Source organism: Mesorhizobium sp. AR07, assembly GCF_024746815.1.
GTDB lineage: Bacteria > Pseudomonadota > Alphaproteobacteria > Rhizobiales > Rhizobiaceae > Mesorhizobium.
In genome coordinates this window covers 2,855,260-2,879,743 of record NZ_CP080525.1, presented here as the reverse complement: position 1 = coordinate 2,879,743, position 24,484 = coordinate 2,855,260, and the positions used below count along the sequence as shown (strand labels likewise).

Below are 24,484 nucleotides of genomic sequence, written 5' to 3'. Positions count from 1 at the left end.
GACATGGACTATGCCTTGCAGCAGCTTCTCAACGCGCTGGCCTTCGGCGCGGAATATTCGCTGGTCGCGCTCGGCCTGGCGGTGGTGTTCTCGATCATGGGCCTGGTCAATTTCGCGCATGGCGAAATCATCGGCGTCTCGGCCTACAGCGTGTTCCTGGCGGCTGCGCTCGGGCTGACCTCGCCATTCGTCGCCGTGCTGATCACCGTCGCCGCCGCCGCACTGGCGGCCATTGCCTTCGAACGGGTGGCATTCCGGCCGGTGCGCTATGCGCCGACGACGACGGGACTGCTCACCGCCTTCGGTGTCTCGATCGTCGTGCAGAACCTGTTCATGCTGCTGATCTCGCCCAAGCCGCAGTCGGTCTCGATCCTCAATGGGCTGAACCAGATGTGGTTCTTCGGCCCTTTCGCGGTGTCGTCGCTGCAGGTGATGGAACTCGTCGTTTCCGGCTTGACCATTCTTGCTCTGGTGCTCTTCCTCAACCGCTCGACGCTGGGCCTGGCGATCCGCGCGGCGTCGCGCGATTTCGCCACGGTGCGGCTGATGGGCATCAAGGCGAACCGGGTGATCGCCACGGCCTTCGCCATCTCCGGCGCGCTGGCCGGCATTGCCGCCGTGTTCATCATCGCGCGACGCGGCAGCGTCTCGCCCGATCTCGGCTTCGGCCTGGTGCTGAAGGCGTTCGTCGCTTGCGTGATCGGCGGTTTCGGCTCGCTGGCGGGGGCGGCGGCCGGCGGCATGCTGCTCGGCTTTATCGAGGTCGGCCTGCTTGTCGCGCTGCCGCAGGAGTACGGCGGCTTCAAGGATGCGCTCACCTACGTGATCATCGTCGCGCTGCTTGTCTACCGGCCGGAAGGCCTGCTCGGCCAGCGGGTCGAACTCGGCGACAAGGAGATCTGAGGTGTCGCAAGCCGTTGAAAACGCAGCGCCCCCCGTTGCAACCGTTACGCGGCCAGGAGGTGCGCTGACGCGCTCGCTGATCGGCGGGTTGGTGACGTCGCTGCCGGTGCTGGTGGTCGGGCTGCTGATCCTCAATTTCGCGCCGACCTATTACACCTATCTGGCACTCGGCGCCTTTGTGAACCTGATCGTCGTTGTCGGCCTGCAGGTGTTCATGGGCAACAGCAACATCGCCAATCTCGGCCACAGCGCCTTCGTCGGCCTCGGCGCCTATGGCGTCGCCATCCTGTCGACGCCGCTGGCGATGAAGAAGCTGTCGATCCCCAATGCGCCGTTCGGCTTCGCCACGCTGGAGTTCGATCCGGTGTCGTCGGCGCTCATCGCGCTCATCGCGGTCGGCATCGTCGCTGCCGTCAGCGGCAAGGTCATCAGCCGCCTGTCGGGCGTCGCCGCGACCATCGTCAGCCTGGCGCTGCTGATCATCGTCCATTCGGTGTTTCTCAACTGGACCGACCTGTTCAAGGGCAATCAGGCTTTCTTCGGCATCCCGAAAGTGGTCGGCCTTCCCTGGATGATGGTGTTTTCGGTGGTGGTGATCGTGCTGGCGCGCCTGTTCAAGGACAGCCGCTGGGGCCTGCAGCTCAGGGCCAGCGCGCAAAGCCCGCAAGCCGCCGCCGCGCTCGGCATCGATGCCCGGCGCCTGCGGCTGATGTCATGGGTGCTGTCGGCGCTGATCTGCGGCCTGGCCGGCGTTCTCTACGCCTATTTCGCCGGCACGATCAGCCCCAAGCTGTTCTACTTCCAGATGATTTTCAACACGCTGGCGATGCTGATCCTGGGCGGCATGGCGACGGTGACAGGTGCTGTGACCGGCGTGATCGTGCTTTCGGTCGGGCTCGAACTCATCCGCAGCATCGAATCCGGCGTGACGGTCGCCGGCATCCAGCTGCCGCAACTGCTCGGCCTGTCGGGCGTCGCGCTCGGGGTCGTCATCGTGCTCTGCATGGCCTTCCGGCCAAGTGGCATCAGCGGCCGCCATGAGCTCGATGAACTGTTGTCGCGATTTTTCAGGCGCAGCGCGAAATAGTGCTGCGTCTATCTCTATCTTCTAACGCAATTCCGGACGGAAAACCGTTTCACACTTTTCCTGGAATTGCTCCGAGTTTTCCTGGTGGAGGTTTGAACGTGGAATTTGAGGACAAGGCCGCGCATTATGCGCCGAAGCTCGAGGCGTTGCAGAGCGAACTGGCAAAGCGCGGCGTCGAATTCATCGAGGTGCATACGGTCGACACGTCAGGCGCTTTCCGCTCCAAGATCGCGCCGCTGAAACTGTCGACCCATGGCGAATCGATCAACGCCATTCTCTACTGCGTCACCCATGGTGACGGCCAGCCGCTGGGCGATGTCGCCTTCGCTTCGCCCAGCGCCAATGAGGAGAACGGCTTTCCCAACATCAAGGGGATCATCGATCCGGCGACGGTGGTCCAGCATGGCTGGAAGCCGAAATTCGCCTCCGGCATCACGCGCTCCTACATGCTCGACGGTGCGGTCTGCCCGTTCGACCCGCGCGGCGTGCTGGCCCGTGTCGAGGACCGCGCCAGGGCGCTCGGCTATGAGCCGATGTTCGCGCTCGAATACGAGTTCGGCATCTTCCACGCCGACCACGATTTGATGCGCGCCGGCCGCTACCGCGAGCTGAAGCCGTGGGGCCATTCGCTGATCAACTACGATCTGGTGCGCAGCGGCGACTATCAGGATTTCGCCGCCGAGTTCATCACCCGCATGAAGAGCATCGGCATCGGCGTCGCCTCGCTGGTCACCGAATATGGCTATGGCATGTACGAATATGCCCTGACGCCGAAGTCGGCGCTGCAGGCAGCCGACGACGCCATGCGGGCCAAGCTGCACCTGCGCGAATTGTGCGCCGAGCGCGGCCTGGTCGCCACCTTCATGACGCGCTTCCAGCCGCCGGGCAAGGAAAGCGCCTGTGGCGCGCATCACCATGTCAGCCTGTGGCGCGACGGCAAGCCGGCCTTCGCCGCCGGTCCGAACCGGCTGACGCCGGTCGCCGAGAAATTCCTCGCCGGTGTGCTCAACCGGATGCAGGAAACACACCTTTTGTTTCGGCCGACGGTCAATTCCTACCGCCGCTTCGACCGGGGCGCGTGGTCGCCGGAAGACGTCGCCTGGGGTTTCGAGAACCGCACCGCGCCGATCCGCGCCATCACCACGCCCAATGACGGCGCCTGCCGGCTGGAGCATCGCGCACCGGGAGCCGACATCAATCCCTATCTGTCGATCGCGGCGATCCTGGCGGCGGGCTGCGAGGGCATCGAGAAGGACCTGCCACTCGAAGCGCCGGTGACATCGAACCTCGCCAATCTCGACAAGCCGAAACTGCCGCGCACGCTCAATGCCTCGATCGAGGCGTTCGCTGTATCCGACTTCTGCGCCGATGCCTTCGGCGAGGCGTTCCGCGACAATTACGCAGAGAGCCGGCGGGCCGAACAGGCAGCCTTCGACGCCTGGCAGGCCTCGCACATCACCGATTTCGAGTGGCAGCGCTATTTCGTCAGTTGATTATCGGTTGATGACGCAAACGAAACCCGGCCGGCTTGCGCCGGCCGGGTTTTGCAAGCGGGATCAGCCGCAGACGCGGACCTGCTCGATCACCTTGTGATGGTGGCGCCAGTGCGAGACCAGTTCGGTGTGGCAGCGGTGATGCCGGTGGTGGCGGCGATAGTCGCCGCCCTGGTTATCACCGAACTGAATGCTGTTCTGGTCGTTACCATACTGGTTGTCGTAATTGTGCCTGTGGTGGCGGCGATAGTCGCTACCCTGGTTATCGCCTAACTGCATGCCGCCGTTCTGATCCTGACCATATTGGTTGTCATTGTTATTTCGGTCACGATGGCGGCGAATGATGACTTGGCCATTGTCGGACTGATCGTCCGGTGCATACTGGCTGTTGTCGTCGGACTGGATAATCAAGCTTGCGGCTTGCGTTGGCGCGATGACTGCGGTTGTCGCGGCCAACGCCATCATGGAAGCCAGAAATAGTTTCTTCACGTCTCGTCCTCCTGCGGTTTTAATGCGTATCAACTCGCAGGAAGACTTAGCGTTCCCATACCAATTTGTAAGCTTTTCCTCAGCCGTGCACGCCGGTCTGGTCATCAGCGGCCGGGACAATGGCCCTAAAAGCGAACAAAGGCCGTCAACGGCAGATGGTCCGAGGCCACCCGCGAGAGCGGCGTGTCATGCGCCTCCACGGCCGAAATCATTCCGTGCCGATTGGCCATGATGCGGTCGAGCGCCAGCAGCGGCAGGTTCGACGGGAAGGTGGGGACGGCCGGCGGCAAAGGGCCAAATGTCACATGCAGCGTGTTGAGCGCCGAACGGTTGCCGAGCCGCCATTCGTTCAGATCGCCGAGCAGCAGCGTCGGCTTGGCGTCGGGGCTGTTCATGATATCGAGCACGACACGCGCCTGCTGCGAGCGGGAGCGGCGCAGCAGACCGAGATGGGCCGCGATGACGCGAAGCGTCCGGTTTCCGTCGAGATCGATCTCCGCCACCACGGCGCCGCGCGGCTCCAGCCCCGGCAACCTGATCTGATGCACGTCGCGGACGACGCCCTTCTTGAACAGCAGGACATTGCCGTGCCAGCCGTGCCCCTTGCCGTTGGCTGAGATCGGCACCGGCACCAGGCCGGTTTCCAGTTCAAGGCGCGACAGGTCGAGAAGCCCGTCGCGGTCGCCGAAGCGGTTGTCGGCTTCCTGCAGCGCAATGACGTCAGGGTCGATTTCGCGGATGACGCGACTGGTCCGCTCGGGATCGAACTTCCTGTCGATGCCGATGCATTTGTGGACGTTGTAGGAGGCAACCAGCGTCCCGGTGGCGCCCATCCGCTTGGGCGCAGCGGCGTTTGCCTTCTGCATCCTCCGGTCGCGAATGGAGAGAAGCATGTTTGCCGGGAGGCTGCGTCCAGATCTCTGCATATCGGTGCTGTTCGTCCTCGCTGGCTTCAATTCAGAACCTGGATACAGTCAAAATAGGCGCCGTCGGCGTATGTTCCATGACAGGCGCACTTTACAACGAGCGAACCTTTCCAAAGCGCGTCGCGTTTGAACGGATTCGAGCGGCGCGCTTTAGGTCTTTGCTTTTATGCATGTCGTTGTCCCAAAACCGGGGCCACTTTTGGGCGACATGCATTAGAGATAGGGCGAACCGAGCCACAATACCCGGTCGAACAGCCTGATAAGGAATGGCCGGGCTCGCAAGGCGTCGAGCGTCACCGGCACGGCGGAGTCGATCGCCGATCCGATCCGCGCCTCGATCTCGCTGGCAAAGCCGGCGTCGAGGATCTCAAGGTCGATCTCGAAATTCAGCCGCAGCGACCGGGCATCTAGATTGGACGAGCCGACATAGGCCCACACGCCGTCGATCGAAAGCAGCTTCGAGTGGTCGAAGAGGCCCCCGGTGCGCCAGACGCGGCAATAGTGCTTGAGAACCTGGTCGAACTGCGCGGTCATCGCGTGGTCGACGAGGAAGAGGTTGTTCACCGCCGGCACCACGATGTCGATCTCGACGCCGCGTCTGCCCGCGGTGATCAACGCGCTGATCAGTTCGCGGTCCGGCAGGAAATAGGGCGACATCAGGCGGATCGATTTGCGGGCAACGGAAAATGCACCGATCAGCAGCTTGTGGTTGGTCTCGATGCTGGCATCGGGGCCGGACGCGACGGCCCGCACCAGCATCGGCAGGCCAGGCGCCGGCGACAGCGGCGCAATTCGCCAGGCATCGTCCTTCAGGGCCTCGTTGGTGGCGAAGCGCCAGTCCTCGGCGGCGACCGAAAACAGGTCGGCGACAACCGGACCGGTCACCCGGAAATGCGTGTCCCTGGCGCTGTTGGAGCCGGCAAATTCGGCCGAGAAGCCCTTGCGGATGTTCATGCCGCCGGTGAAGGCGACCGTGCCGTCGACAACCAGGATCTTCCTGTGGGTCCTGAGATTGGCATAGGGCAGGCGCATGCCCATGATGATGTTGCCGTTGAAGACGTCGGCCGGAATGTCGGCACTGCGCAGATGACCGAGGATGCTGGGGACGGAGTAACGGGCGCCGACGGCATCGATCAGCACGCGAACGCTGACGCCGCGCCGGACGGCGTTGGCCAGCGAGTCGACGAAGACCAGGCCGACGGCGTCATTGTCGAAGATGTAGGTCTCGAGCAGGACGCTGCGCTCGGCGCCATCGATCGCCGCGCACATGGCGGCATAGGCCTCGTCGCCCGTCTCCAGCACCGCGATTGCGTTTCCCGGGTTGAGCGCGCGCCGCGCCACCCTGTCGCCCAGTATCCGCAGCCCGGTGAATCGCTGCCCGTATCGCTCGACGATCAGGGCCTCTTCGGTGGCGACATCGCGCTCATGCTTGGCGGACACCGCGCCGCCGGCAAGCGGACGCTGCGCGCTGATCGTGGCGCGACGGATGCGGTTTATGCCGGCGACGGCATAGATCAGCACGCCCAGGATCGGCGACAGCACCATGACGCCGACCCAGCCGGTGGCCGCGCGGACATCTTCCTTGGTCATGACGGCGTGGATGATGCCAACGGTAGCCATCACCACCGAGATGATCGCAAGGATATGGGGCCAGTGAGTCGCTAGGGTCTCGAACATTGCCGGGACTATCCAGCGAGTGGTTGCAGAAGGCAATGCAGCCGATGATGCCGCGAGCCGACCGCGTGTCTCGCAGGCAAGTCGCTAGAGACCTAGGGCGACCTTGAAAGCAGAAAGCTGCTCGTCCGCTTGCGGTCGTAGATGGTGAGCGGCCCCCAGCGTCGTGTCGGCTCGGCGCCGACGAAGAAGGAGCGTCCGATGCTCATCAGCGGGAACGTCCCGCCGAACTGGTGGACCGTGGCGATGCCATGGTCGCTGGCGTCGCGCGGGCTGCCGAATTCGACTGGTTTGCCGTCCATTTCCATTGTGCCCGAAGTCGGTTTGTGGACGCCGGAGAGGATCTTGATCAGCGTCGACTTGCCGGCGCCATTGTCGCCGAGCAGGCACAGCACCTCGCCTCTGTTGACCTCCAGTGAAATGTCATGGAGCACGTCGATCGGTCCGAACGACTTGTTGATTCCGGCCAGTCTGAGCAGGGGCGTGTTCATCAGCGGGCCCTCGATTTGCTGCGTGGCGCGTAGGTCAACGCCATGGTGCGGAAGGTGTTGTTCATCAGCACGGCGGCGAGCAGCAGGACGCCGATGATCAGGCTCGCCCAGTTGGCGTCGAAGCCGGTGTAGAAGATGCCTTGGTTGACGATGGAGAAGGTCAGCGTGCCCAGCACGATGCCGACCACCGAACCGTAGCCGCCGGTGAGCAGTACGCCGCCGATGACCACCGCGATGATCGAGTTGAAGATGAAAGACTGCCCGGCGGCCACTTGGGCGCTGTTGTAGAGGATGGCCTGCGACATGCCGACGAAGGCCGCGCACAGGCCGCTGCTCATGAACAGCGCGATGGTGACCCGGTCCGTCGGGATGCCGGCATTGCGGGCGCTGACCGCGTCGCCGCCCATGGCCAGGATCCAGTTGCCGAAGCGCGAGAAGTTCAGGATGAAGCCGACGATCAGGATGACGGCGATCCACCAGAACAGGGTCACCTGGAATTTGCCGCCGAGATAGTCGCCGAACAACAGCTTGGCCGCCGGTCCGCTCTTCAGCGCGACGCTGGTGCTGCCGGATAGGATGACCGAGAGGCCGAGCGTCAGGCCGGCCAGTGCGAACAGCGTCGCCAGGGTGACGACGAAGGACGGCACCTTGGTGCGGATCACCAGGACGCCGTTGATGAAGCCGACGGCGAGGCCAAGACCGAGCGCCGCGAGGATGCCGACGATGATCGGCAGGTCGTAGTGGCCCGAGATGATGGCAATGGTCATCGAGCTGGCGGGGATCATCGAGCCGACGGAGAGATCGAGATGTCCGGCGATCATCAACAGCCCGACCGGGAGCGCGATGATGCCGAGTTCCGAGGCGACGTTGAGCCAGCTCGCGGCGCCGCCGGCCGACATGAAATTGGCACCGCCGAAGATCGAGAAGAAGACCAGCACGGCGATCATGCCGATCAGCGAGCCGACCTCTGGGCGGCGCACGAGGCTGCCGATCGAGGGCGTCGAAGAGCGCGCGACGGGCGGCGCAGTCGCGGCAGCGGCGGGGTGGTGATGGGCTTGGGATATCATCGAAATGTCCCTGGCTTGAAAAATGGGGAGCCTGGCGCGGCCTTTCGTCGGCGGCGCGGAGCTGATGATGTCCGGCCCTCCGAGGGCCGGACACTCGGTGCGCGGTGCCTAGCGGGCGCCGGCCGCGCACCGGCCATGGTCGCATCGACATTGGCGGCGTCGACGATCCCCGGTCCGGTCAGCACCGGTTTCGTCGGCAGGTCGAGCCCGTAGTTGACGAAGCCGTTGAGCAGCGACACGGCAAGAAAGCCCTGCAGATAGGGCTGCTGATCGACAGCAAACAGCTGGGTGCCGTCCTTGATGCGCTGCAGGCCGGTTTCGTCCATGTCGAACGAAGCGAGCTTGACCTTGTCGCCGACACTGGCCTGGCTGATGGCGTTGGCGGCACTGTTGGCGTCGCCGGCGCTGATGGTGATGACACCGTCGATGGTGTTGTCCTTCAGCACGGCGGCCTTGATCGCCTCGGCGACAGCGGTCGGGTTGCCGAAACTGGAGGATGGCAGCGGCAGCTGGCTTGATTTGCCGCCGCTCTTGCCGATGGCGTCGGCAATGCCCTTGCAGCGGTCTTCTGTGTTGGTGGCACCTGGCAAGGTGTTGACGCACAGCACGTTCTTGGAGCCATGGCTGCCGTAATATGTGCCGCCACCGAGACCCGCCGTGTATTCTTCATTGCCGACATAGTTCATGGCGCCGAGCCGCTTGGCTGCATCCATGCCGCCGGAATTGTAGATGATGAGCGGCACGCCGGCGGCAACGACTTCCTTGAAGGCGTCGTCCATGGCCTCGGGCACCCAGTCGGGGCCGACGATGGCGCTCGGGTTCTGGCTGAGCGCGGTGCGGATGAGCTTGGCCGCGTCCGGGCCTAGATTGTCGTAGTTCTGCGGGCCGAGCCAGGTCACCGAGCCGCCGGTCAGTTCGGCGACCTTGCCGGCGTCATCTGCACCCTTCTTGACCTTCGACCAGAACGGGTCGTCCGCCTTGCCGCCGATGACGAAGATCTTTGCCCCTTTCGACCCGGCCGTTGCCGATGTGGCCGACGCTGCTGCCACGCCCGCGAGCATGATCGCCGCCAAGAGTTTCGTGATACGCTTCATGTCGTTCTCCTCCCATTTGCCGTCTTCAGACGGGTTTTGAAAATCGGTGACCTCAGCGCGCCTCTCTCCCGATTGCGCGCCGCGTGGTGGGTGGGCGCCTGCTCAAGCCCTGGCGTTCACGCGTTCCCTCTTCTTCTGGAATCGGGCGTCCATCATGGCGTCGCCCTCCCTGGTGCCGTCGTGCCAGGTGCCGAACCACCGATCGAGCGGGATCAGCCCGTCGCCGCCATAGTTCACCTCGAAATATTTGTGGTGCAGGTAATGCGCGTAGGCGTGGCTATCGACAGCCGTGTCCTCGGTCACTTCCAGTCTGTCGAAGCCGAGATGACCATTGACGGCGCCGAAGCCGGCGACATGCAGCTGGAACAGCGCGACGATCGGATTGGATGGGATGACAAGGTGCCAGAAGGCGACAGCGTGATAGAGGAACCCTTCCACCGGATGCATCGACAGCGAGGACCAGGGCGACGGGTTGATCGAATTGTGGTGGACCGAGTGGATCCAGCGATAGAGCGGCCCCCAGTGAATCAGGCGGTGGATGAAGAAGAAATGCACTTCGTGGATGGCCGGCGCGATCAGCACCAGCGCCGCGAGGTAGACCGGGTGATCCTGCCAGCCGACCCACGACACGTAGCCATTGGCAAAGCACCACAGGAAAATGACTTCGACCACCGTCCATAGCGGGATCGTGATGAAGAACGAGCGCAGGAAGTTGTCGATGTTCTGGCTCTGGAACCAGAACACATCTGACGGCGCATCGCTGGGGAATTTGTGGTTGTACTTGAACCGCGTCGCCTGGGCGCGCCTGATGTAATAGCGCAGCTCGAAGATGCCGTAGAAGACGAGGATCGCCGCGGCGTTGACGGCGTAGAGCCACAGCGCCCAGCCCCAGCCTATGGTTTTCATCGTCTCGACGCCGGGGACGACATAGAACCAGTAGATCAGCGCGGTGGCCATGTGAAAGGCATTCCACGGCCAGATATAGCCAGGCAGCCACGCCAGGATTTTCGGCAGCCTCGGCGGCCAGTTCCACAAGGGCACCGCCTCGATGCGCCCGTTCGGCTTCCAGTCGCCGCGCTTGTCGCGCACGCCGTATTTGAGATCGTCCATCCCGGATCCTCCACTCGCAATGCCTGGGATGGCCGCACACGCGCACGCTGCCTCGCACCGCCACGGGGCGGAGGGCGAGAACCTGTCTGCGCTGTGCTGATGCTATCCCTGGGCTGGCGGTGCTGCCGCCTTGCTTGCTTTTCCTGAGATAAACATCTTGATCCAAAACGAATCAAGAATAGAATGTTTATTCCAAAATGATTGTGCCATTCATATCAAACTTGCGGGAAAAATGATATCTTTGTATCAGTTGCGACGGACTGATGAGACAAAATGGATCAGAACAAGCGGCCGACGATCAAAGATGTAGCCGCCGAGGCGAATGTTTCGGTGGCCACGGTCAACCGGGTGCTGAGCGGCGCGGGCGCCGTCCGCCAGGGCACGCGTGAGCGCGTCAGGCTGGCGGCGGAGCAGATCGGTTTTTATGGCATGGGCGCGCTGCGAAGCCGCGTGGCGGCCGCTCGGCCGCGCTACAGGTTCGGCTTCCTTCTGCACCAGCCCGGCCGCGCCTTCTACCGCAACATCGCCGAGGCACTGCGTTTGGCCGTCGAGACAATTCCCGACTGCGAAATAGAGCTGAGAACGGAGTTTCTTGACGATCTGTCGCCGCAGAACGTCGCGTCGCGCATATTGGCATTGGGCGCCGAGTGCGATGCCGTGGGGGTCGTAGCCGCGGTTCACCCTCTTGTCGCCCAGGCAATCGATACGCTGCAAGCCCGCAACGTGCCGGTCCTTGCGCTGATCTCGCCGATATCGGCGACGGCGCAGGTGCGCTACATCGGGCTGGACGGCTGGAAGGTCGGGCGCACCGCAGCCTGGGCGTTCGAGCATGTCTGCAAGGCGCCCGGCAAGCTGGGCATCCTCGTCGGCAATCATCGCTATCGCTGCCAGGAAATGAACGAGAGCGGGTTTCGCTCCTATTTCCGCGAGCACGCCCCGGGCTTCACGCTGCTGGAACCGTTGCTGACCTTCGAATCGAGCGCCATCGCGCAGGAGATGACCGAAAAACTCCTGAACGAAAATCCGGATCTGTCCGGCCTGTATGTCGCCGGCGGCGGCATCACCGGCGCGATTGCGGCGCTGCGCTCCACCGGGCGAGCCGGCAGCCTGGTCGTCGTCGGCTATGAGCTGATGGACTCGACGCGGCCGGCTCTGCTCGACGGCACGCTGACCTTTGTCATTTCACACCCGCTCGCCCGCATCGCGCAGGAAGCGCTGGCCGGCATGGTCCGCGCCGTCTCCGGCCCGAACGAAGGCGGCAATTTCACAACGATACTGCCGTTCGAGATCTACACCCGCGAGAACATCTAGGCCGTAGCCTCATAAGCTCGCAGCCACAGCCGCATCGAGGCGAGTTGGACCATGGCGAGGAAGTTGGCGGCGAGCTTGTCGTAGCGGGTTGCGACGCGGCGGAAGGGCTTCAGCTTCGAGAAGAAGCGCTCGATCAGGTTGCGCTCGCGGTAGAGGCGCTTGCTGAAGCAGGGTTTCCAGCGCCGGTTGCTCTTGGGCGGGATGTTGGGCGTGGCGCCCTGGTCTTGGATCAGCTCGCGGATGCGATCGGCGTCGTAAGCCTCATCCGCCTGCACGATGGTTCGCGGGACGAGATGGTCGAGCAGCGTGTCGGCAATCTGCACGTCATGCGCCTGCCCTGCCGTCAGGCCGAGCCGGATCGGGAGCCCCTGCGCGTCGACGACGACCTGGATCTTGGTCGTGAGCCCGCCCCGGGAGCGGCCGAGACAGTGATCTGCACCCCCTTTTTGCCGTCGCGGCCTGCTGATGGACCCGAACGGAGGTGCTGTCGATCATCTGGATGTCGCCGTCGTGCGCGACGGTGATGGCGTCCATCAGCCGGTCCCACATGCCCGCCTTCCGCCATCGCACGAAGCGGTTGTAACAGGTGGTGCGTGGGCCATAGCGCTCCGGCAGGTCGCGCCACGGTGCACCCGACCGCGATACCCAGAAGATGCCGTTCAGCACACGGCGGTCATCGACGCGCGGCACGCCTCGCGGCTTGTTGGGCAGCAGCGGCTCGATAACGCGCCACTCGAAGTCGGTCGGATCGTATCGGCTCATGCCGATGCTGAATCAGGGTTCCACCCAATGGGCAAGACCGCCAGCCTGTGACCGCGCTTGCCTTGCCGTTGTGACCATCACGCCACATACTCACTATGATTCAAATTGCTCGAGAGAGGAAGGCAATGCGGACATCACTCTACGACCTCAGCGTGCCGACCTTCCTGCAAACCGTAAGATCCGTCGGAGGCTTTCTCGACCGTGCGGCCACCCACTTTTCAAACACCGGTGTCGATCCCGATAATTTCGTGAACAACCGCCTCTTCGACGACATGGCGCCATTTCATTTTCAGATCGAAGCGGCATGTCATCATTCCGTGTGGGGGGTCGAGGCTCTCAAGACCGGCGCGTTCACCCCTCCCGCTTTGGTCGGACCTGTTCCTTTCACTGACCTACAGGCGATGATCGGCAAGGCAGAAACGGCGCTGGAGGCGTTCGTCCCCGAAGAGATTAACGACTGCGCGGGCAAGCACCTAGACCTCCAGATCGGCCCGCGACGGCTTGCTTTCACGTCGGAGATCTTCATTCTCTCTTTCTCTCTGCCAAACTTCCATTTCCACGCCGTCACCGCATACAACATCCTGCGCTCGCGAGGCGTGCCGCTCGGTAAACGTGATTACGAGGGTCGGCTGCGCACCAGTTCATTCTGAGCCGAAATTTGGTCTCCAGCAAAAGGACCGTTGCCACTCGAACAACGCGACCACCCGCCTTTTATGAGTTCACGGCCTAGTTCAAAGCGCCGCCGCAACGGCGTGCATGAGAAGGCCGATCCGAACGAAACCAAGGGCATGCGGGAACAGGCGGGAGCCCCCTATATCGCAGTACCACTACTACCGAAGAGGCATTCTTCTACTCTTTGCGGCACTCGGCTCAGCTGAAGAATTCCAATTTTGGGGGCAGAGGTCGAACCGATCAAGCCCGATGGAATCCATGCCCCATGGCCCATCCGATCCCCGGCGAAGCAAAGAGACTGTATGATCTGGCGTCGCCCTGTGCCGCTTCGGTCCTGCAAGGCTTTCTATGCTTGGCTCAGAAGTCATTGTATATCAGCAGAAATGAAATTAACGATATAACACTTTGATTGATGGCGAGGGGAGCGCCGAATGGTGAAATTCAACTTCGTTGGGCCGCCAGTGGGTGACGCTGGCATCGACATCTCGGTCGAATGCCAGTCCCAATTGCTGCCTCTCATCCGTGAAATCGTCCAGGCGGCGGTCGCCGCCGGGTGGGGCCAGGAGGATGTTCTTCTGGCCTTTGTGGAACTTGCGTGGGATCTGTACGAAAATCGTCGCGGTGATCTCTAGCCGCGGACCGGATAGCTCCATCCTGCCTCCTTGCATGGCCGCCGATCTCTATGGCAAACCAAGCTGTAGCCTGACGAAAGGTCAGATAGGGCTTTATATTAGCGTTTCATAAATTTTGCATAGATTGCACGAAGCGTGTGACCGATTCACACCAAAGTCGATGTACGCAGCGCGCCGGTGGAGAAGACCTCATTATCTAAGTAGGGAAAATTTCAACGACCTCCCTTGTGGGCAATTTTTTTCTTATTGCCGTGAAACTTAGTTTTTGTTTGCGTACGGACGTTCTTCCCTATCCTCAGCGTGTGCGTTACTCTGATTTCGGGTTGGGTAAAAAGGGGATTTCAGGCAGCAGGCAAGACGGCTGAGGCGAGGCGGATGAGGAATGCGGATGAGGCTCGGGAAAGCGGCGATTCCCGGGGCGTCGATCGGGCGCGGACAGCTCGACATGTGTTTGACATAATTCCTGAAAATGCAGGCCCGAGAAGGGCCACTCCGCGGGGGAGCGCGATATACTCCGTCCGCGCCCCTGGATCGCAGAAGTTCCTCGCCACGGAGCATTCCGTGGGGATTGTGCTGGCGCCCGTACGCAAGTTGAGGGCCTCGCTCGGCAGCGACAGGATCATAGAGTACGACGCGCCGGCCGGATGTCTCGTCGTCAATCCGGCGGGCGTGGACAGCAGTCTCGCCTGGTCGGCGACCAGGGAAAATGCGGTCGTCTCCATATCTCCCGCAGCGCTATCCGAATTGGCCGCTCATGAGTTCGATCTCACCGATGTGGAACTCCAGCCGCCCGCGTTCGGTACCGTCGACCTCTGGGCTCTCAATATAGCCCAGAGGTTCACTGCCGAACTGACTGGGAAAGCACCTCCGAACGAGCTTTATCTGGACTCATTGCTCCCGGTGTTCGGCGTTCACCTGCTTCGCACCTACACAAGCCGCAAGAGACAGGTTGCGTCGCCCAAGGGCGGACTCTCCTCGGACGGCGCTCGGCGCGTACGGGAGTATCTCAATGAAAATTTTACGCGGAAAGTACTGGTCACGGAACTCGCGTCAGTCGCAGGGATTTCACCGAATCATTTCATAGTAAGGTTCGCCAGGACGTTTGGAATGCCGCCGCATCGGTATCTGATCAATCTGCGCCTGGACCTGGCGGAAAGGCTGCTCGTCGATGGCGAGTTCGCGATTGCCGAAGTTGCGTACCTGGCTGGGTTTTCGGATCAAAGCCATCTGGCCGCCACCATGAAGAAGTACAGGGGAAGAACGCCAACCAAGGCCGGATACGCTTCGGTCAGAAACTGAAAGGCTGCACGCCGCATCGAAAACGGGCGGCATGCATTGGTGTGGCAAAGCGGGGACAGCTGATGCTCAGCGATCCAAGACAGGAATTTCCTACAAAAAAACCGGAATTTTCCAAAATACGTCCATCACGAATGTGCCCATGCTCTGCGTGAACACCATAAGTCAGTTCGATCGATCACGGCTTGTTTTCTTGAGGGCACGCACGGTATGCTCGCAGATTGCTTTGCATCGGGGGAGGTCTCAGGAGGCCGAAGAATGCGGCGCGATGATGATTTCCTGGAACGGATTTCCGTGACCAATGCGGCGCGACAGCCGGCACTGAATGTAAAAGGTGGGCTTTCCGTCCGCAGTGCACGCAGGGTGCAGGAATTCCTGAACGAGAACTTTTCACGCAAGCTGGCGCTTGCCGAGATGGCTGCGGTTTGCGGGCTTTCGCCCTACCATTTCGTGCGGGCGTTCTCCAAGACGTTCGGGATGCCGCCGCATCAATACGTTCTCGATTTGCGGCTCGACTTCGCCGAAAGGCTGCTTGCCGACAGCCACATGACGATCGCGGATATCGCCCATTTGGCCGGCTTTTCAAGCCAGAGCCATTTTACCACGGTGATGAAGAAATACCGGCAGGTGACGCCATTGCAGGCGAGGGCAGGCAAGCTTAACTCGAAGGTTAGATGAGATGCCGTTTGTGGCATTGTTTGATTACTTGGTGTTAAAGCGCTTGCTAAGGTAACGAACCGTTAACCTCCGTCAGTTTGCTTCATTTTTTCTCACGAAGCAGCAATTTCGTGAAATACTATGTGCAGGAATCATGTCTTCCTGCTGCGGATTGGAATTGTCTGACGATTTCATGCCGGCCAGCGGAGAGGGAACCATGACCGACGATCAGATTTCGAGCGGTTCGCTTGTTCAGCGTCGCGTGGTGCATTTCGCCGGGCACTGGATCGCGGGTGCCGATCATGGCTCTCGCTCGCTCCGCCGCCGCCTGATGGCGGTGCTGCGTATGGCTCATTGTGTACTCGGCATGGGACGCAAGCGCCTGGGGTTGGGAACGCTGGGCGTCGGCGGGATGCTCGGGGCGCAGCTTGCCGTGGTGGGGATCGTGACCCCGCAGGCGGCGTTCGCGCAGGTTGTCATTGGTAACGGGGTTCTGACCAACGTCGCGAACTGCACGACTCCCTCTGCTGGCGGGCAAAGCACAGCGATCGGTTGTGGCAGCACCGCCCCCGGCTCCGCCTCAACCGCCATCGGCGCTGGCGCCCACGTGAATGGCAACAATGGCGTGGCGTTAGGCACCGGTATCACCGCAACGGGCGATGCTTCGATCGCCATCGGCTATACGATGAGTGCCACTGGCCTCAACGCCATAGGCATAGGTGTCTTCGCGAATGCCACCGGCGTCAACGCTCTTGCTGTCGGCGGGAATGCTCGCGCACTGGTGGATGGAGCATCAGCCTTTGGTGTCAACAGCACTGCAAACGGGGCGAACGCCGTCGCCATCGGCTCAACGGCCAGTTCTTCGGGTGGTGCCTCGGTGGCGATTGGATTGTCCTCCAACGCCTCATCTGCAAACGGTGCCGCTATAGCCATGGGAGTCGGCGCCAAGGCAAACGCTGGAACGGGCGGTGGTTCTCCCGTTGCCATTGGCACGAATGCCAATGCAAGTGGCACTGCTCCTGCTGGCTTCACGTTCGAGGCCGTTGCGCTCGGCACAGCCTCAACCGCAACGGGGGCATGGTCGGCCGCGGTAGGTTCGAGCTCTTCTGCGACCGGGACCGGGGCCAGCGCGTTCGGAACCTCCGCCACAGCGTCGGCGAACCAGTCCACGGCGGTCGGCAATGGGGCAGCTGCTTCCGGCGTCGGGACCACAGCCATGGGTTACCTCGCCAAAGCCGCCGGGACGAATGCCGTTTCGATTGGCAACCAGGCCAGCGCCGGGGGGTTGAACTCCCAAGCTCTCGGCAATGTCGCCAATGCTTCGGGCAACTTTGCGCTGGCGCTCGGCAATTCGGCCGTGTCGAGCGGAGTAGGCTCCGTGGCGGCAGGTTCGGGAGCCCAGGCCACGGACGTCTCGACCACGGCGCTCGGCAACAACGCCGCGGCGACTGCCGCGAATGCAAGTGCGCTGGGCCTGGGCGCTACGGCGAATGGTGTAGACAGCACCGCGGTCGGCAAGTCGGCCAATGCGAGCGCGCAGGACGCCATCGCCATGGGCACTACCTCAAAGGCGAGCGGCGCCGCCAGCACAGCGATCGGCAACACGGCCGTCGCCAGCGGCGCAAACACCTCCTCATTCGGGTCCGGCGCGAAAGCGACAGGAGACAATTCTCTCGCTGCCGGCGTCAGCGCCAACGCCGGCGGAAGCGCCAGCACCGCTCTCGGCATCGGCACCGTAGCCAGCGCCGACAATTCCACTGCCGTCGGACGTGAATCCCGCGCCACCGGACTCAACAGTACCGCGCTCGGCCGCGGCGCCCAAAGCAGCGCCCTGAACTCCATCTCTCTCGGCGCTGGGACGAGGGCGTCCGGGACAGGCGCCGTCTATGTCGGCTCAAGCACTTTTGCAACGAGCGCCAGTGGAGACAACGCCATCGGCATCGGCACGGACGTGACGGCATCTGAGAACGACGCCATTGCAATGGGGCGCGACAGCCAGGCGACGGCAACCAACGCCATCGCGGTCGGTCTACAGTCCGCTGCGCTCTCCGCCGACTCCGTCGCCATCGGCACGGGCGCGACTGCCGATGGCGGCAAGGCCGTGGCCATCGGCGCCGGCAACACCGCCTATGGCGACGGCGCGGTGGCCATCGGCGATCCGAGCTACGCCAGCGGCACCGGCGCCTTCACTGGCGGCGCCAACAACATCGCCAACAGCGACGGCACGGCGAGCGCCACCGCGGCCAATATGGCGGCGGGCGCTGTCGCCATCGGCAACAACAACAAGGCGATCGGGCAGGGCTCCGTCGCGTTGGGCAACGGATCCACCGCGGGTGCGGCTGGCCTTGCGGGCAATGTCGCGCTCGGCAATGGCGCGACGGCGGCGGCGAGCTCCGGCGACGTGGCGCTGGGCTCGGGCTCAGTGACCGTCGCAGCGGCGGGCACGCCCAATGCCGTGATCAACGGCACGACCTATGCCTTCCAGGGCGTCAATCCGACCTCGACGGTCAGCATCGGCGCGCCGGGTGCGGAGCGCACGCTCACCAATCTGGCGGCGGGGCGGATCAGCTTGACGTCGACCGACGCGGTCAACGGCTCGCAGCTCTTCGCCACCAACCAGGCGGTCGACGCTATTGGCACCACGCTCAACAACATCAATGTCGGCGGCGGCATCAAGTATTTCCACGCCAATTCGGCCCTGCCGGATTCCCAGGCCCTTGGAACGAATTCCGTCGCGGTCGGACCCAACGCCGTGGCCAACAATGCCGGCGATGTGGCGATCGGCCTGAATTCGACGTCAGGAGCAACGACCAATGTCGGCGGAGCCACGATCGGCGGCGTGAACTACACCTTCGCTGGCGGCACGCCGGCGGGCGCATTCTCGGTCGGCTCGGCTGGAGCCGAGCGCCAGATCCAGAACGTCGCGGCCGGACAGTTGAATGGCGGCTCGACCGACGCGGTCAACGGCTCGCAGCTGTTCGCCACCAACCAGCAGGTGACGGCCAACACCACGGCCATTGCCAATATCGGCGGCTCCATCACCAATCTTGGCAACACGATCAACAACATCGCCGGCAACACCTCGACCATCTTCACCGACGCCAATGGCGAAGGCATCCGCTATGCCCGCACCAACGAGACCGGGCTGGCGCAGACCGATTCCTTCGCTCAAGGCGTCGGCTCGACCGCCGTCGGTTACCAGGCGACGGCGACCGGCGTCAGCGGGCTGGCGCTCGGCCGCGACAGCCAGGCCAGCATCGACGGCGGCGTCGCCCTTGGTTCCGGCTCGGTCTCCGATCGCCCACTGGCTCCGGCCACCGGCCAGATTGCGGCCGGTCCGTCCAACTTCATCCAGTACAACACGACCGACAAGGTGCTGCTCGGCGCCGTTTCGGTCGGCACGGCCACGTCCTACCGGCAGATCACCAATGTCGCGGACGGCACCCAGCAACAGGACGCGGTGACGGTGCGCCAGCTGCAGGGGGTGATCGCCTCGGTCTCGGCGACGTCGACCAAGTATTTCCATGCCAATTCGACGGCCGGCGACTCGCTCGCGGTCGGGGCGGAGTCGGTCGCGGTCGGCCCGACGACGGTCGTCAACGGTGACAATGGCGTCGGCATCGGCAATGGCGCCATCGTCGATCAGACCGCGCCCGGCGGAACGGCCATCGGCCAGAACGCCCATGTCATGCTGGCCGACGGACTGGCGCTCGGCACCAATTCGCTCGCCTCCGGCATTCAGTCGGTGGCGCTCGGCGCCGGCGCCCAAAGCACCTTCATCAACAGCGTGGCGCTAGGCGCTCAGTCCGTCACCACGGTCGGCGCTCAGACCGGCTACACGGCCTTTGCGCTCACCGCCCCGCAGACCTCGGTCGGCGAGGTGTCGATCGGCGCCGCCGGGGCCGAACGCAAGCTCACCAACGTCGCGGCGGGTTCGGCCAATACCGACGCCGTCAACGTCTCCCAGCTTCGCGGCGTCTCGCAAAACGTCGCCAACCTGTTCGGCGCCAGCACCACGGTCAATCCCGACGGCTCGATCACGGGACCGACATACACCATCCAGGGCAACAACTATTCGACCGTCTATGACGGTTTCACGGCCGTCAACAATGCGCTGACCAACATCAACAATGGCGGCGGCATCAAGTATTTCCACGCCAATTCGACGCTGGCCGACTCCACCGCCAGCGGCACCGACAGCGTGGCGATCGGACCGGCCAGCGTGGCCAGCGGCACCGATAGCCTGGCCGCCGGGCACGGTGCGACGGCAAGTGCGCAAGGCGCCGTGGCGCTCGGTCAAGACGCCAAGGCCAACAATGCCAGCGATGTGGCTCTCGGATCCGGCTCGGTGACGCAGACCGCCGTCGGCACGTCCAGCACCGTCATCAACGGTAAGACCTACGCCTATGCCGGGACGGCTCCAGCCGGAACCGTCAGTGTCGGCGATGCCGGCGCCGAGAGGACGATCACGAATGTCGCTGCCGGACGCGTTTCCGCCGGCAGCACCGACGCGATAAACGGTTCCCAGCTCTTCGCCACGAACACGGCGATCGAGGATCTGAAAACCGGCGTCGGAAGTCTCACCCAGAATGCGGTGGTGTATGACACCAATCCAGACGGCAGCAAAAAGAACAGCATCACGCTGCAGGGCGGGGACGTCAACGCGCCGGTTGTCATCTCGAATGTCGGACCTGGTGTCGTCGGCACCGATGCGGTCAACGTCAACCAGCTGAACCAGGGCCTGACCACGGGCAAGAGCTACACCGACAACCGTGTGGCCTATGCCATCGATACATCCAACAACTATACCGACAAGGTGGCCGCCACGACCTTGCAGCAGGCCAACGATTACACCGACCAGAAGCTCAGCCAGCTCAATACGGACGTCGCCGGCATACGGGATGAAGCGCGGCAAGCGGCAGCAATCGGGCTCGCCGCAGCCTCGCTGCGCTACGACGACCGTCCCGGAAAATTGAGCGTCGCGGCGGGTGGCGGCTTCTGGCGGGATGCGGGCGCGTTCGCCTTCGGCGCGGGCTACACCAGCGAAGACGGCCGCATCCGCGGCAATCTGTCGGGCACGGCGGCGGGTGGACATGTCGGTGTCGGCGCCGGCATCAGTTTCACGTTGAACTGAGGCGGGAATGAACAGGCAAACCAGCCTTGCCGCATTAGAGCGGTTCATCGTTTCACGGAAACGCAGAACCACTCTGTCTCTTTGTTTTGGCGCAATTCCCAAGGGAAAGCGCTATGCGCTTTCCCTTGGGAAACCGTTTCACACTTTTCCTGGAATTGCTCTGACTTGCCTGACGCTCTGCGCCAGCCTCGTGCCGGCTGCCGGGCAGGTTGCCTCGACGTACAGGATCAAGTCCTCGGACGTGGCGGTCCCTCCCGAGGTGAAGCTCGGGGACTACCAGCGCACCATCCGTCCCTTCCAAAATTGGACACTGATCTGCGACGAGAACCTCAAAGCCCGCAAGAAGGTCTGCAATGTCTCGCAGGTGATCGAGGACATGGCCGGCAAGATGGCCTTCAGCTGGTCGCTTGCCGCCACGCAGGACGGCAAGCCGTACATGATCCTGCGCACCGCGCCGAACGCCAAGAGCGACGGCCTGGTGTCGCTGAAGTTCGATGGCCGAAGCCAGGCGATCGACGTTCACCTGAACGGCTGCAACGAAATGGTCTGTGTCGGCATGTTGCCGGTTGGGCCCGTCATGCGCCAACAGATATCGCAGAATGCGACGCCGGCGATCTCCTACTCGACCGTCGACGGTGAGACGATCACCGTGACCGCAACGCTCAAGGGGCTGACAGAGGCCCTTTCGCCAGTCAAATAACCGGGGCAGCACCATGAGCCAGCAGGACCAGTTGATGTCCGCAAAACGCAGTAGCCCGACCGTCGAGCCGGATCGGCGGAAGCTGGTCGAGCCCGCGCGGCGGCGGTGGCCGCGCGTCGTCGGATTTTCGCTGCTGGGGCTGGCGATGGCAGGCCTCGGTTTCGCCGTCGCGAACCATGCCGCGATCGCCAATCTGGTCGGCGGCGCGACGGCTGCACAGGCCGAGGCGGCAGCCCCGGCGCTTCCGGACACACCTTTCCTCCAGCACGTCAAGCAAGCCGGTGTGCAGGCCTGTTCGACCGTCTTTCCGGTGCTCGGAGAGATTTTGACGACCGGTACGAAATACAGCGTCAAATCATTGTGGAACGACCAGGCTGCCGACAAACATGCCGTCCAGGCCTTTGTCGGCATGGACTATGCGACGGACCGATATAGCGGGCCGGCCGCCGGCGTCGTTTTCGCATCGCCCACCGCTTCGGGTTGTGAGGGGGCGATGGTGCGGGTGGCGCCGTTCGCCAGCCCGTGTGCGGACATCCCGTCCATTCTTCCGCGAGGCAGCAAGATCACCGACCACCTCGGGCAGGTCGAGGTCTACGAGCTTGGCGGCAACGCGGGAGAAGCTCTTCTCCTGCCGACCGGCAACAGCTGTGTGGTGATCTCGGTTGCTTCGGCGGCGAAGTGAGGAGGCGAGGCTGATGGCGACGAACCCTGCGAAGGATTGCCGACGATGAGATCGGGATCTGTGGCTGCTGTTCTTGGCTTTGCCTTGCTCTGGACCGGGCAAGTCATCTCGGCCGATCTGGTGGAAGGACCGCCGGAGCCGCCAGCTCCGCCACCTCAGGAGGAAAAGGGCATCTGGGCGGCGATCGCCTATTCCAGTGCCGATGTCAGATACGGCTTCTTCTGGGGCGCCGACAAGCGGCAAGAGGCGTCGGATATCGCGCTCAAGCATTGCGAGAACGCGGGCGGGAAAGACTGCTCAGTCGTGGCTGTGTTCCGCAATCATCGCCATTGGAATGACGACGACCAGACCGGCTTTCCCTACAATCACTGCGGTGCCCTGGCCGTGGCTGAGAAGGCAGCCAACCGGCTCACGCCGTGGAGCGCGAAGTCCGCTGAAACCCGCCGGCAAGCGGAAGATCTTGCTTTGCAGGCCTGCGAGGCGGCAGGAGGCAAATGCAAGATCCGTGAGTGGGTCTGTACATGAAGCGTGGCCCCAAGGCCGTCGCCGCATGCGGGGCAATCGTATTCTCACCGATGTCGCCGGCGTCGGCCCAGCAACAGGCGGCGGTTGCTTCGAATGGACCGTCGTCTCTGCGCGAAGTGTATCAGGACTGGAGCGTCGCCTGACGCAGCATCATGTCCGCGGCCCGTTGTCCGATCATCATGCTGGGCGCATTGGTGTTGCCGCCGATCAATCTCGGCATGACGGACGCATCCGCGACCCGCAAGCCGGCGATGCCGCGCACCTTGAGCGTTGCCGGATCGACGACGGCCATCGCGTCCGTGCCCATCTTGCAGGTCCCCACCGGATGATAGACGGTCAGCGCCTCGGCGCGCAGATAGGCGAGAATCCCATCGTCGCTACGGACATCCTTGCCCGGCAGCATCTCGGTGCCCCTGATCCCGTCGAACTCGGATGCGGCAAAGATCCGGCGCGCGATCTTGATGCCTTCGACCAGCACCCTGGCGTCCTCTTCGTGCGAGAAAAACCGATGATCGATCAGCACATCCCGGCTCGAGGCGCGGCCTGATATCTTGAGTTCGCCAACGCTTTTTGGCCTGAGCACGCAGGTGTGAATCGCGTAGCCATGGCCGTACTCCACCAGCCTGCCGCGATGGCTGCGGTAACCGGGCACGAAGTGGAACTGGATGTCGGGAATGCCATTCGCGTACTTCGTCCTGGCAAAGCCGCCGGCCTCGACATAGTTCGTGGTGAGCATGCCCTTGCGGCCGGCAAAATACTGAAACGGCGCCGCCAGTATTCGGGGCAGGTTGGGCAGCGACAGGCCGAGCGTCCTGGTGCTCGAGGAGCGGACCGTGATCATGCCGTCGACATGGTCCTGCAGGTTCTTGCCCACGCCCGGCAGATCGACGACCGGCTTTATGCCGATCGCCTGAAGCTCGGCCGCCGGTCCGATCCCGGAAGCCAGCAAGATCTTCGGTGAGTTGATCGCGCCGGCCGAGAGCACGATCTCGCGACGGGCCGATAGCGCCTTCCGCTCGCCCTTGTGCCGCACCCTTACCTCAGTTGCACGCCCCTCGGTTACGGCGAGGTCGATGACCTCGCATTCGCTCAGAACCACGAGATTCTTGCGATCGAGCACCGGGCGCATGAAAGCGGTAAAGCTGCTGAAGCGCTGGCCGCGATCCTGGGTGACATTGTAGATGCCGAGGCCGAACTGGCTTTCGGCATTGAAATCGTCGTTGGCCGGAAGGCCTGCAGCGTTGCCGGCCTTGACGAACATCCGCGAAAGCACGTTCGGATCGCGTGGGTTGTCGACCAGCAATTCTCCGTTTGTGCCGTGGTATCGCGGGCTCTGGCCAAGCAGGTTGCGCTCGAGCTTCTTGAAGACGGGAAGCACGTCGCTGAACGCCCAGCCCGTGCAGCCGAGCCGCGACCACTCGTCATAGTCTTGCGCGGCACCCCTGATGTAGACCATCGAGTTGATCGAGCTCGAACCGCCCAACGCCTTGCCGCGATTGACCGGAATCCTGCGGTCGTTGAGGTAAGGCTGAGGCACGCCGACATAGCAGTAGTCATAGGTCGGGTTGCCGTAGAGCGAGAGGATGCCGGCAGGCACCTTGACCCGCAGGCTGTTGTCGCTGCCGCCGGCTTCGATCAGGCACACCCTGTTGGCCGGGTTGGCGCTCAGCCGATTGGCCAGGACGCAACCGGCCGAGCCGGCGCCGATGACAATGTAATCATAACTTTCGGTCTGCATGCCCAGCCCCATTTAGAAACAAATGCCGGGGCGCTAGGCCC

Annotated in this window: 20 protein-coding genes and 1 pseudogene; 12 read left to right on the top strand and 9 right to left on the bottom strand. The window is 63.0% G+C overall.

Annotated elements, in window-relative coordinates; translation table 11 throughout:
* The first annotated feature begins 3 nt into the window (after window positions 1–3).
* The 3 genes from BPNPMPFG_RS14745 to BPNPMPFG_RS14735 all read left to right on the top strand — a co-directional run bounded on the left by BPNPMPFG_RS14745 (window position 4) and on the right by BPNPMPFG_RS14735 (window position 3,483).
* Window positions 4–903 (top strand): branched-chain amino acid ABC transporter permease, encoded by a 900-nt coding sequence (locus BPNPMPFG_RS14745; RefSeq protein WP_258596155.1) that lies wholly within the window; start codon window positions 4–6, stop codon window positions 901–903.
* A 1-nt stretch (window position 904) separates the two neighbouring features.
* Window positions 905–1,990 (top strand): branched-chain amino acid ABC transporter permease, encoded by a 1,086-nt coding sequence (locus BPNPMPFG_RS14740; RefSeq protein WP_258596154.1) that lies wholly within the window; start codon window positions 905–907, stop codon window positions 1,988–1,990.
* A 98-nt stretch (window positions 1,991–2,088) separates the two neighbouring features.
* Entirely contained in the window at window positions 2,089–3,483 is a 1,395-nt protein-coding gene (locus BPNPMPFG_RS14735; protein ID WP_258596153.1) for a glutamine synthetase family protein, read from the top strand.
* Window positions 3,484–3,546: 63 nt separating this feature from the next.
* On the opposite strand, the gene BPNPMPFG_RS14730 is transcribed toward BPNPMPFG_RS14735, so the two are convergent.
* The 7 genes and pseudogenes from BPNPMPFG_RS14730 to BPNPMPFG_RS14700 all read right to left on the bottom strand — a co-directional run bounded on the left by BPNPMPFG_RS14730 (window position 3,547) and on the right by BPNPMPFG_RS14700 (window position 10,334).
* Complete coding sequence (locus BPNPMPFG_RS14730; RefSeq protein ID WP_258596152.1) at window positions 3,547–3,972, bottom strand: hypothetical protein; 426 nt, start codon at window positions 3,970–3,972, stop codon at window positions 3,547–3,549.
* A 125-nt stretch (window positions 3,973–4,097) separates the two neighbouring features.
* Window positions 4,098–4,898 (bottom strand): endonuclease/exonuclease/phosphatase family protein, encoded by an 801-nt coding sequence (locus BPNPMPFG_RS14725; RefSeq protein ID WP_258596151.1) that lies wholly within the window; start codon window positions 4,896–4,898, stop codon window positions 4,098–4,100.
* Between the two features lie 213 nt (window positions 4,899–5,111).
* Window positions 5,112–6,575, bottom strand: coding sequence for a phospholipase D-like domain-containing protein (locus BPNPMPFG_RS14720; RefSeq protein ID WP_258596150.1), 1,464 nt, complete (start codon window positions 6,573–6,575; stop codon window positions 5,112–5,114).
* A gap of 119 nt (window positions 6,576–6,694) precedes the next feature.
* Window positions 6,695–7,063 (bottom strand): annotated as a pseudogene (locus tag BPNPMPFG_RS14715) (ATP-binding cassette domain-containing protein); the annotation flags it as partial.
* Window positions 7,063–8,010 carry an ABC transporter permease gene (locus BPNPMPFG_RS14710; protein ID WP_258596765.1) on the bottom strand — a complete coding sequence of 316 codons (948 nt, stop codon included), beginning with the start codon at window positions 8,008–8,010 and terminating at the stop codon, window positions 7,063–7,065. The pseudogene BPNPMPFG_RS14715 and the gene BPNPMPFG_RS14710, both read right to left, overlap by 1 nt.
* 116 nt (window positions 8,011–8,126) lie before the next feature.
* On the bottom strand, window positions 8,127–9,224 hold the full coding sequence (locus BPNPMPFG_RS14705) for a sugar ABC transporter substrate-binding protein (protein ID WP_258596149.1): 1,098 nt from the start codon (window positions 9,222–9,224) through the stop codon (window positions 8,127–8,129).
* A 102-nt stretch (window positions 9,225–9,326) separates the two neighbouring features.
* Window positions 9,327–10,334, bottom strand: coding sequence for a sterol desaturase family protein (locus BPNPMPFG_RS14700; RefSeq protein ID WP_258596148.1), 1,008 nt, complete (start codon window positions 10,332–10,334; stop codon window positions 9,327–9,329).
* Between the two features lie 273 nt (window positions 10,335–10,607).
* Here BPNPMPFG_RS14700 and BPNPMPFG_RS14695 point away from each other — a divergent pair, with 273 nt between their 5' ends.
* A complete protein-coding gene (locus tag BPNPMPFG_RS14695) occupies window positions 10,608–11,645 on the top strand; it encodes a LacI family DNA-binding transcriptional regulator (RefSeq protein WP_258596147.1) in 1,038 nt (345 codons plus the stop codon).
* Here BPNPMPFG_RS14695 and BPNPMPFG_RS14690 read toward each other — a convergent pair.
* Window positions 11,642–12,407 (bottom strand): IS5 family transposase gene (locus BPNPMPFG_RS14690; RefSeq protein WP_413776855.1). Its coding sequence is split into 2 segments (ribosomal slippage): window positions 11,642–12,083 and window positions 12,082–12,407, totalling 768 coding nucleotides; the frame shifts between segments, so codons are not numbered across the junction. The genes BPNPMPFG_RS14695 and BPNPMPFG_RS14690 overlap by 4 nt on opposite strands.
* Before the next feature lie 125 nt (window positions 12,408–12,532).
* Between BPNPMPFG_RS14690 and BPNPMPFG_RS14685 the strand changes: the two genes are divergently transcribed.
* The 8 genes from BPNPMPFG_RS14685 (at window position 12,533) to BPNPMPFG_RS14650 (ending at window position 22,705) form a co-directional block, all read left to right on the top strand.
* Window positions 12,533–13,057, top strand: coding sequence for a DUF1993 domain-containing protein (locus BPNPMPFG_RS14685; protein ID WP_258596145.1), 525 nt, complete (start codon window positions 12,533–12,535; stop codon window positions 13,055–13,057).
* A gap of 453 nt (window positions 13,058–13,510) precedes the next feature.
* On the top strand, window positions 13,511–13,711 hold the full coding sequence (locus BPNPMPFG_RS14680; RefSeq protein ID WP_258596144.1) for a hypothetical protein: 201 nt from the start codon (window positions 13,511–13,513) through the stop codon (window positions 13,709–13,711).
* Between the two features lie 561 nt (window positions 13,712–14,272).
* Window positions 14,273–15,010: a helix-turn-helix transcriptional regulator gene (locus BPNPMPFG_RS14675; protein WP_258596142.1), complete on the top strand. Its 738-nt coding sequence runs from the start codon at window positions 14,273–14,275 to the stop codon at window positions 15,008–15,010.
* Window positions 15,011–15,265: 255 nt separating this feature from the next.
* Window positions 15,266–15,685, top strand: a complete 420-nt coding sequence (locus tag BPNPMPFG_RS14670; protein WP_258596140.1) for a helix-turn-helix transcriptional regulator — start codon at window positions 15,266–15,268, stop codon at window positions 15,683–15,685.
* Between the two features lie 196 nt (window positions 15,686–15,881).
* Window positions 15,882–20,798, top strand: a complete 4,917-nt coding sequence (locus BPNPMPFG_RS14665; protein ID WP_258596138.1) for a beta strand repeat-containing protein — start codon at window positions 15,882–15,884, stop codon at window positions 20,796–20,798.
* Between the two features lie 154 nt (window positions 20,799–20,952).
* A complete protein-coding gene (locus tag BPNPMPFG_RS14660) occupies window positions 20,953–21,498 on the top strand; it encodes an invasion associated locus B family protein (RefSeq protein ID WP_413776873.1) in 546 nt (181 codons plus the stop codon).
* Between the two features lie 13 nt (window positions 21,499–21,511).
* On the top strand, window positions 21,512–22,180 hold the full coding sequence (locus BPNPMPFG_RS14655) for a hypothetical protein (protein WP_258596136.1): 669 nt from the start codon (window positions 21,512–21,514) through the stop codon (window positions 22,178–22,180).
* A 45-nt stretch (window positions 22,181–22,225) separates the two neighbouring features.
* The gene (locus BPNPMPFG_RS14650; protein ID WP_258596135.1) at window positions 22,226–22,705 is read left to right on the top strand and encodes a DUF4189 domain-containing protein; all 480 of its coding nucleotides are present in this window, start codon (window positions 22,226–22,228) and stop codon (window positions 22,703–22,705) included.
* A gap of 121 nt (window positions 22,706–22,826) precedes the next feature.
* On the opposite strand, the gene BPNPMPFG_RS14645 is transcribed toward BPNPMPFG_RS14650, so the two are convergent.
* Window positions 22,827–24,443 (bottom strand): GMC family oxidoreductase, encoded by a 1,617-nt coding sequence (locus BPNPMPFG_RS14645; protein ID WP_258596134.1) that lies wholly within the window; start codon window positions 24,441–24,443, stop codon window positions 22,827–22,829.
* Window positions 24,444–24,484: the final 41 nt, after the last annotated feature.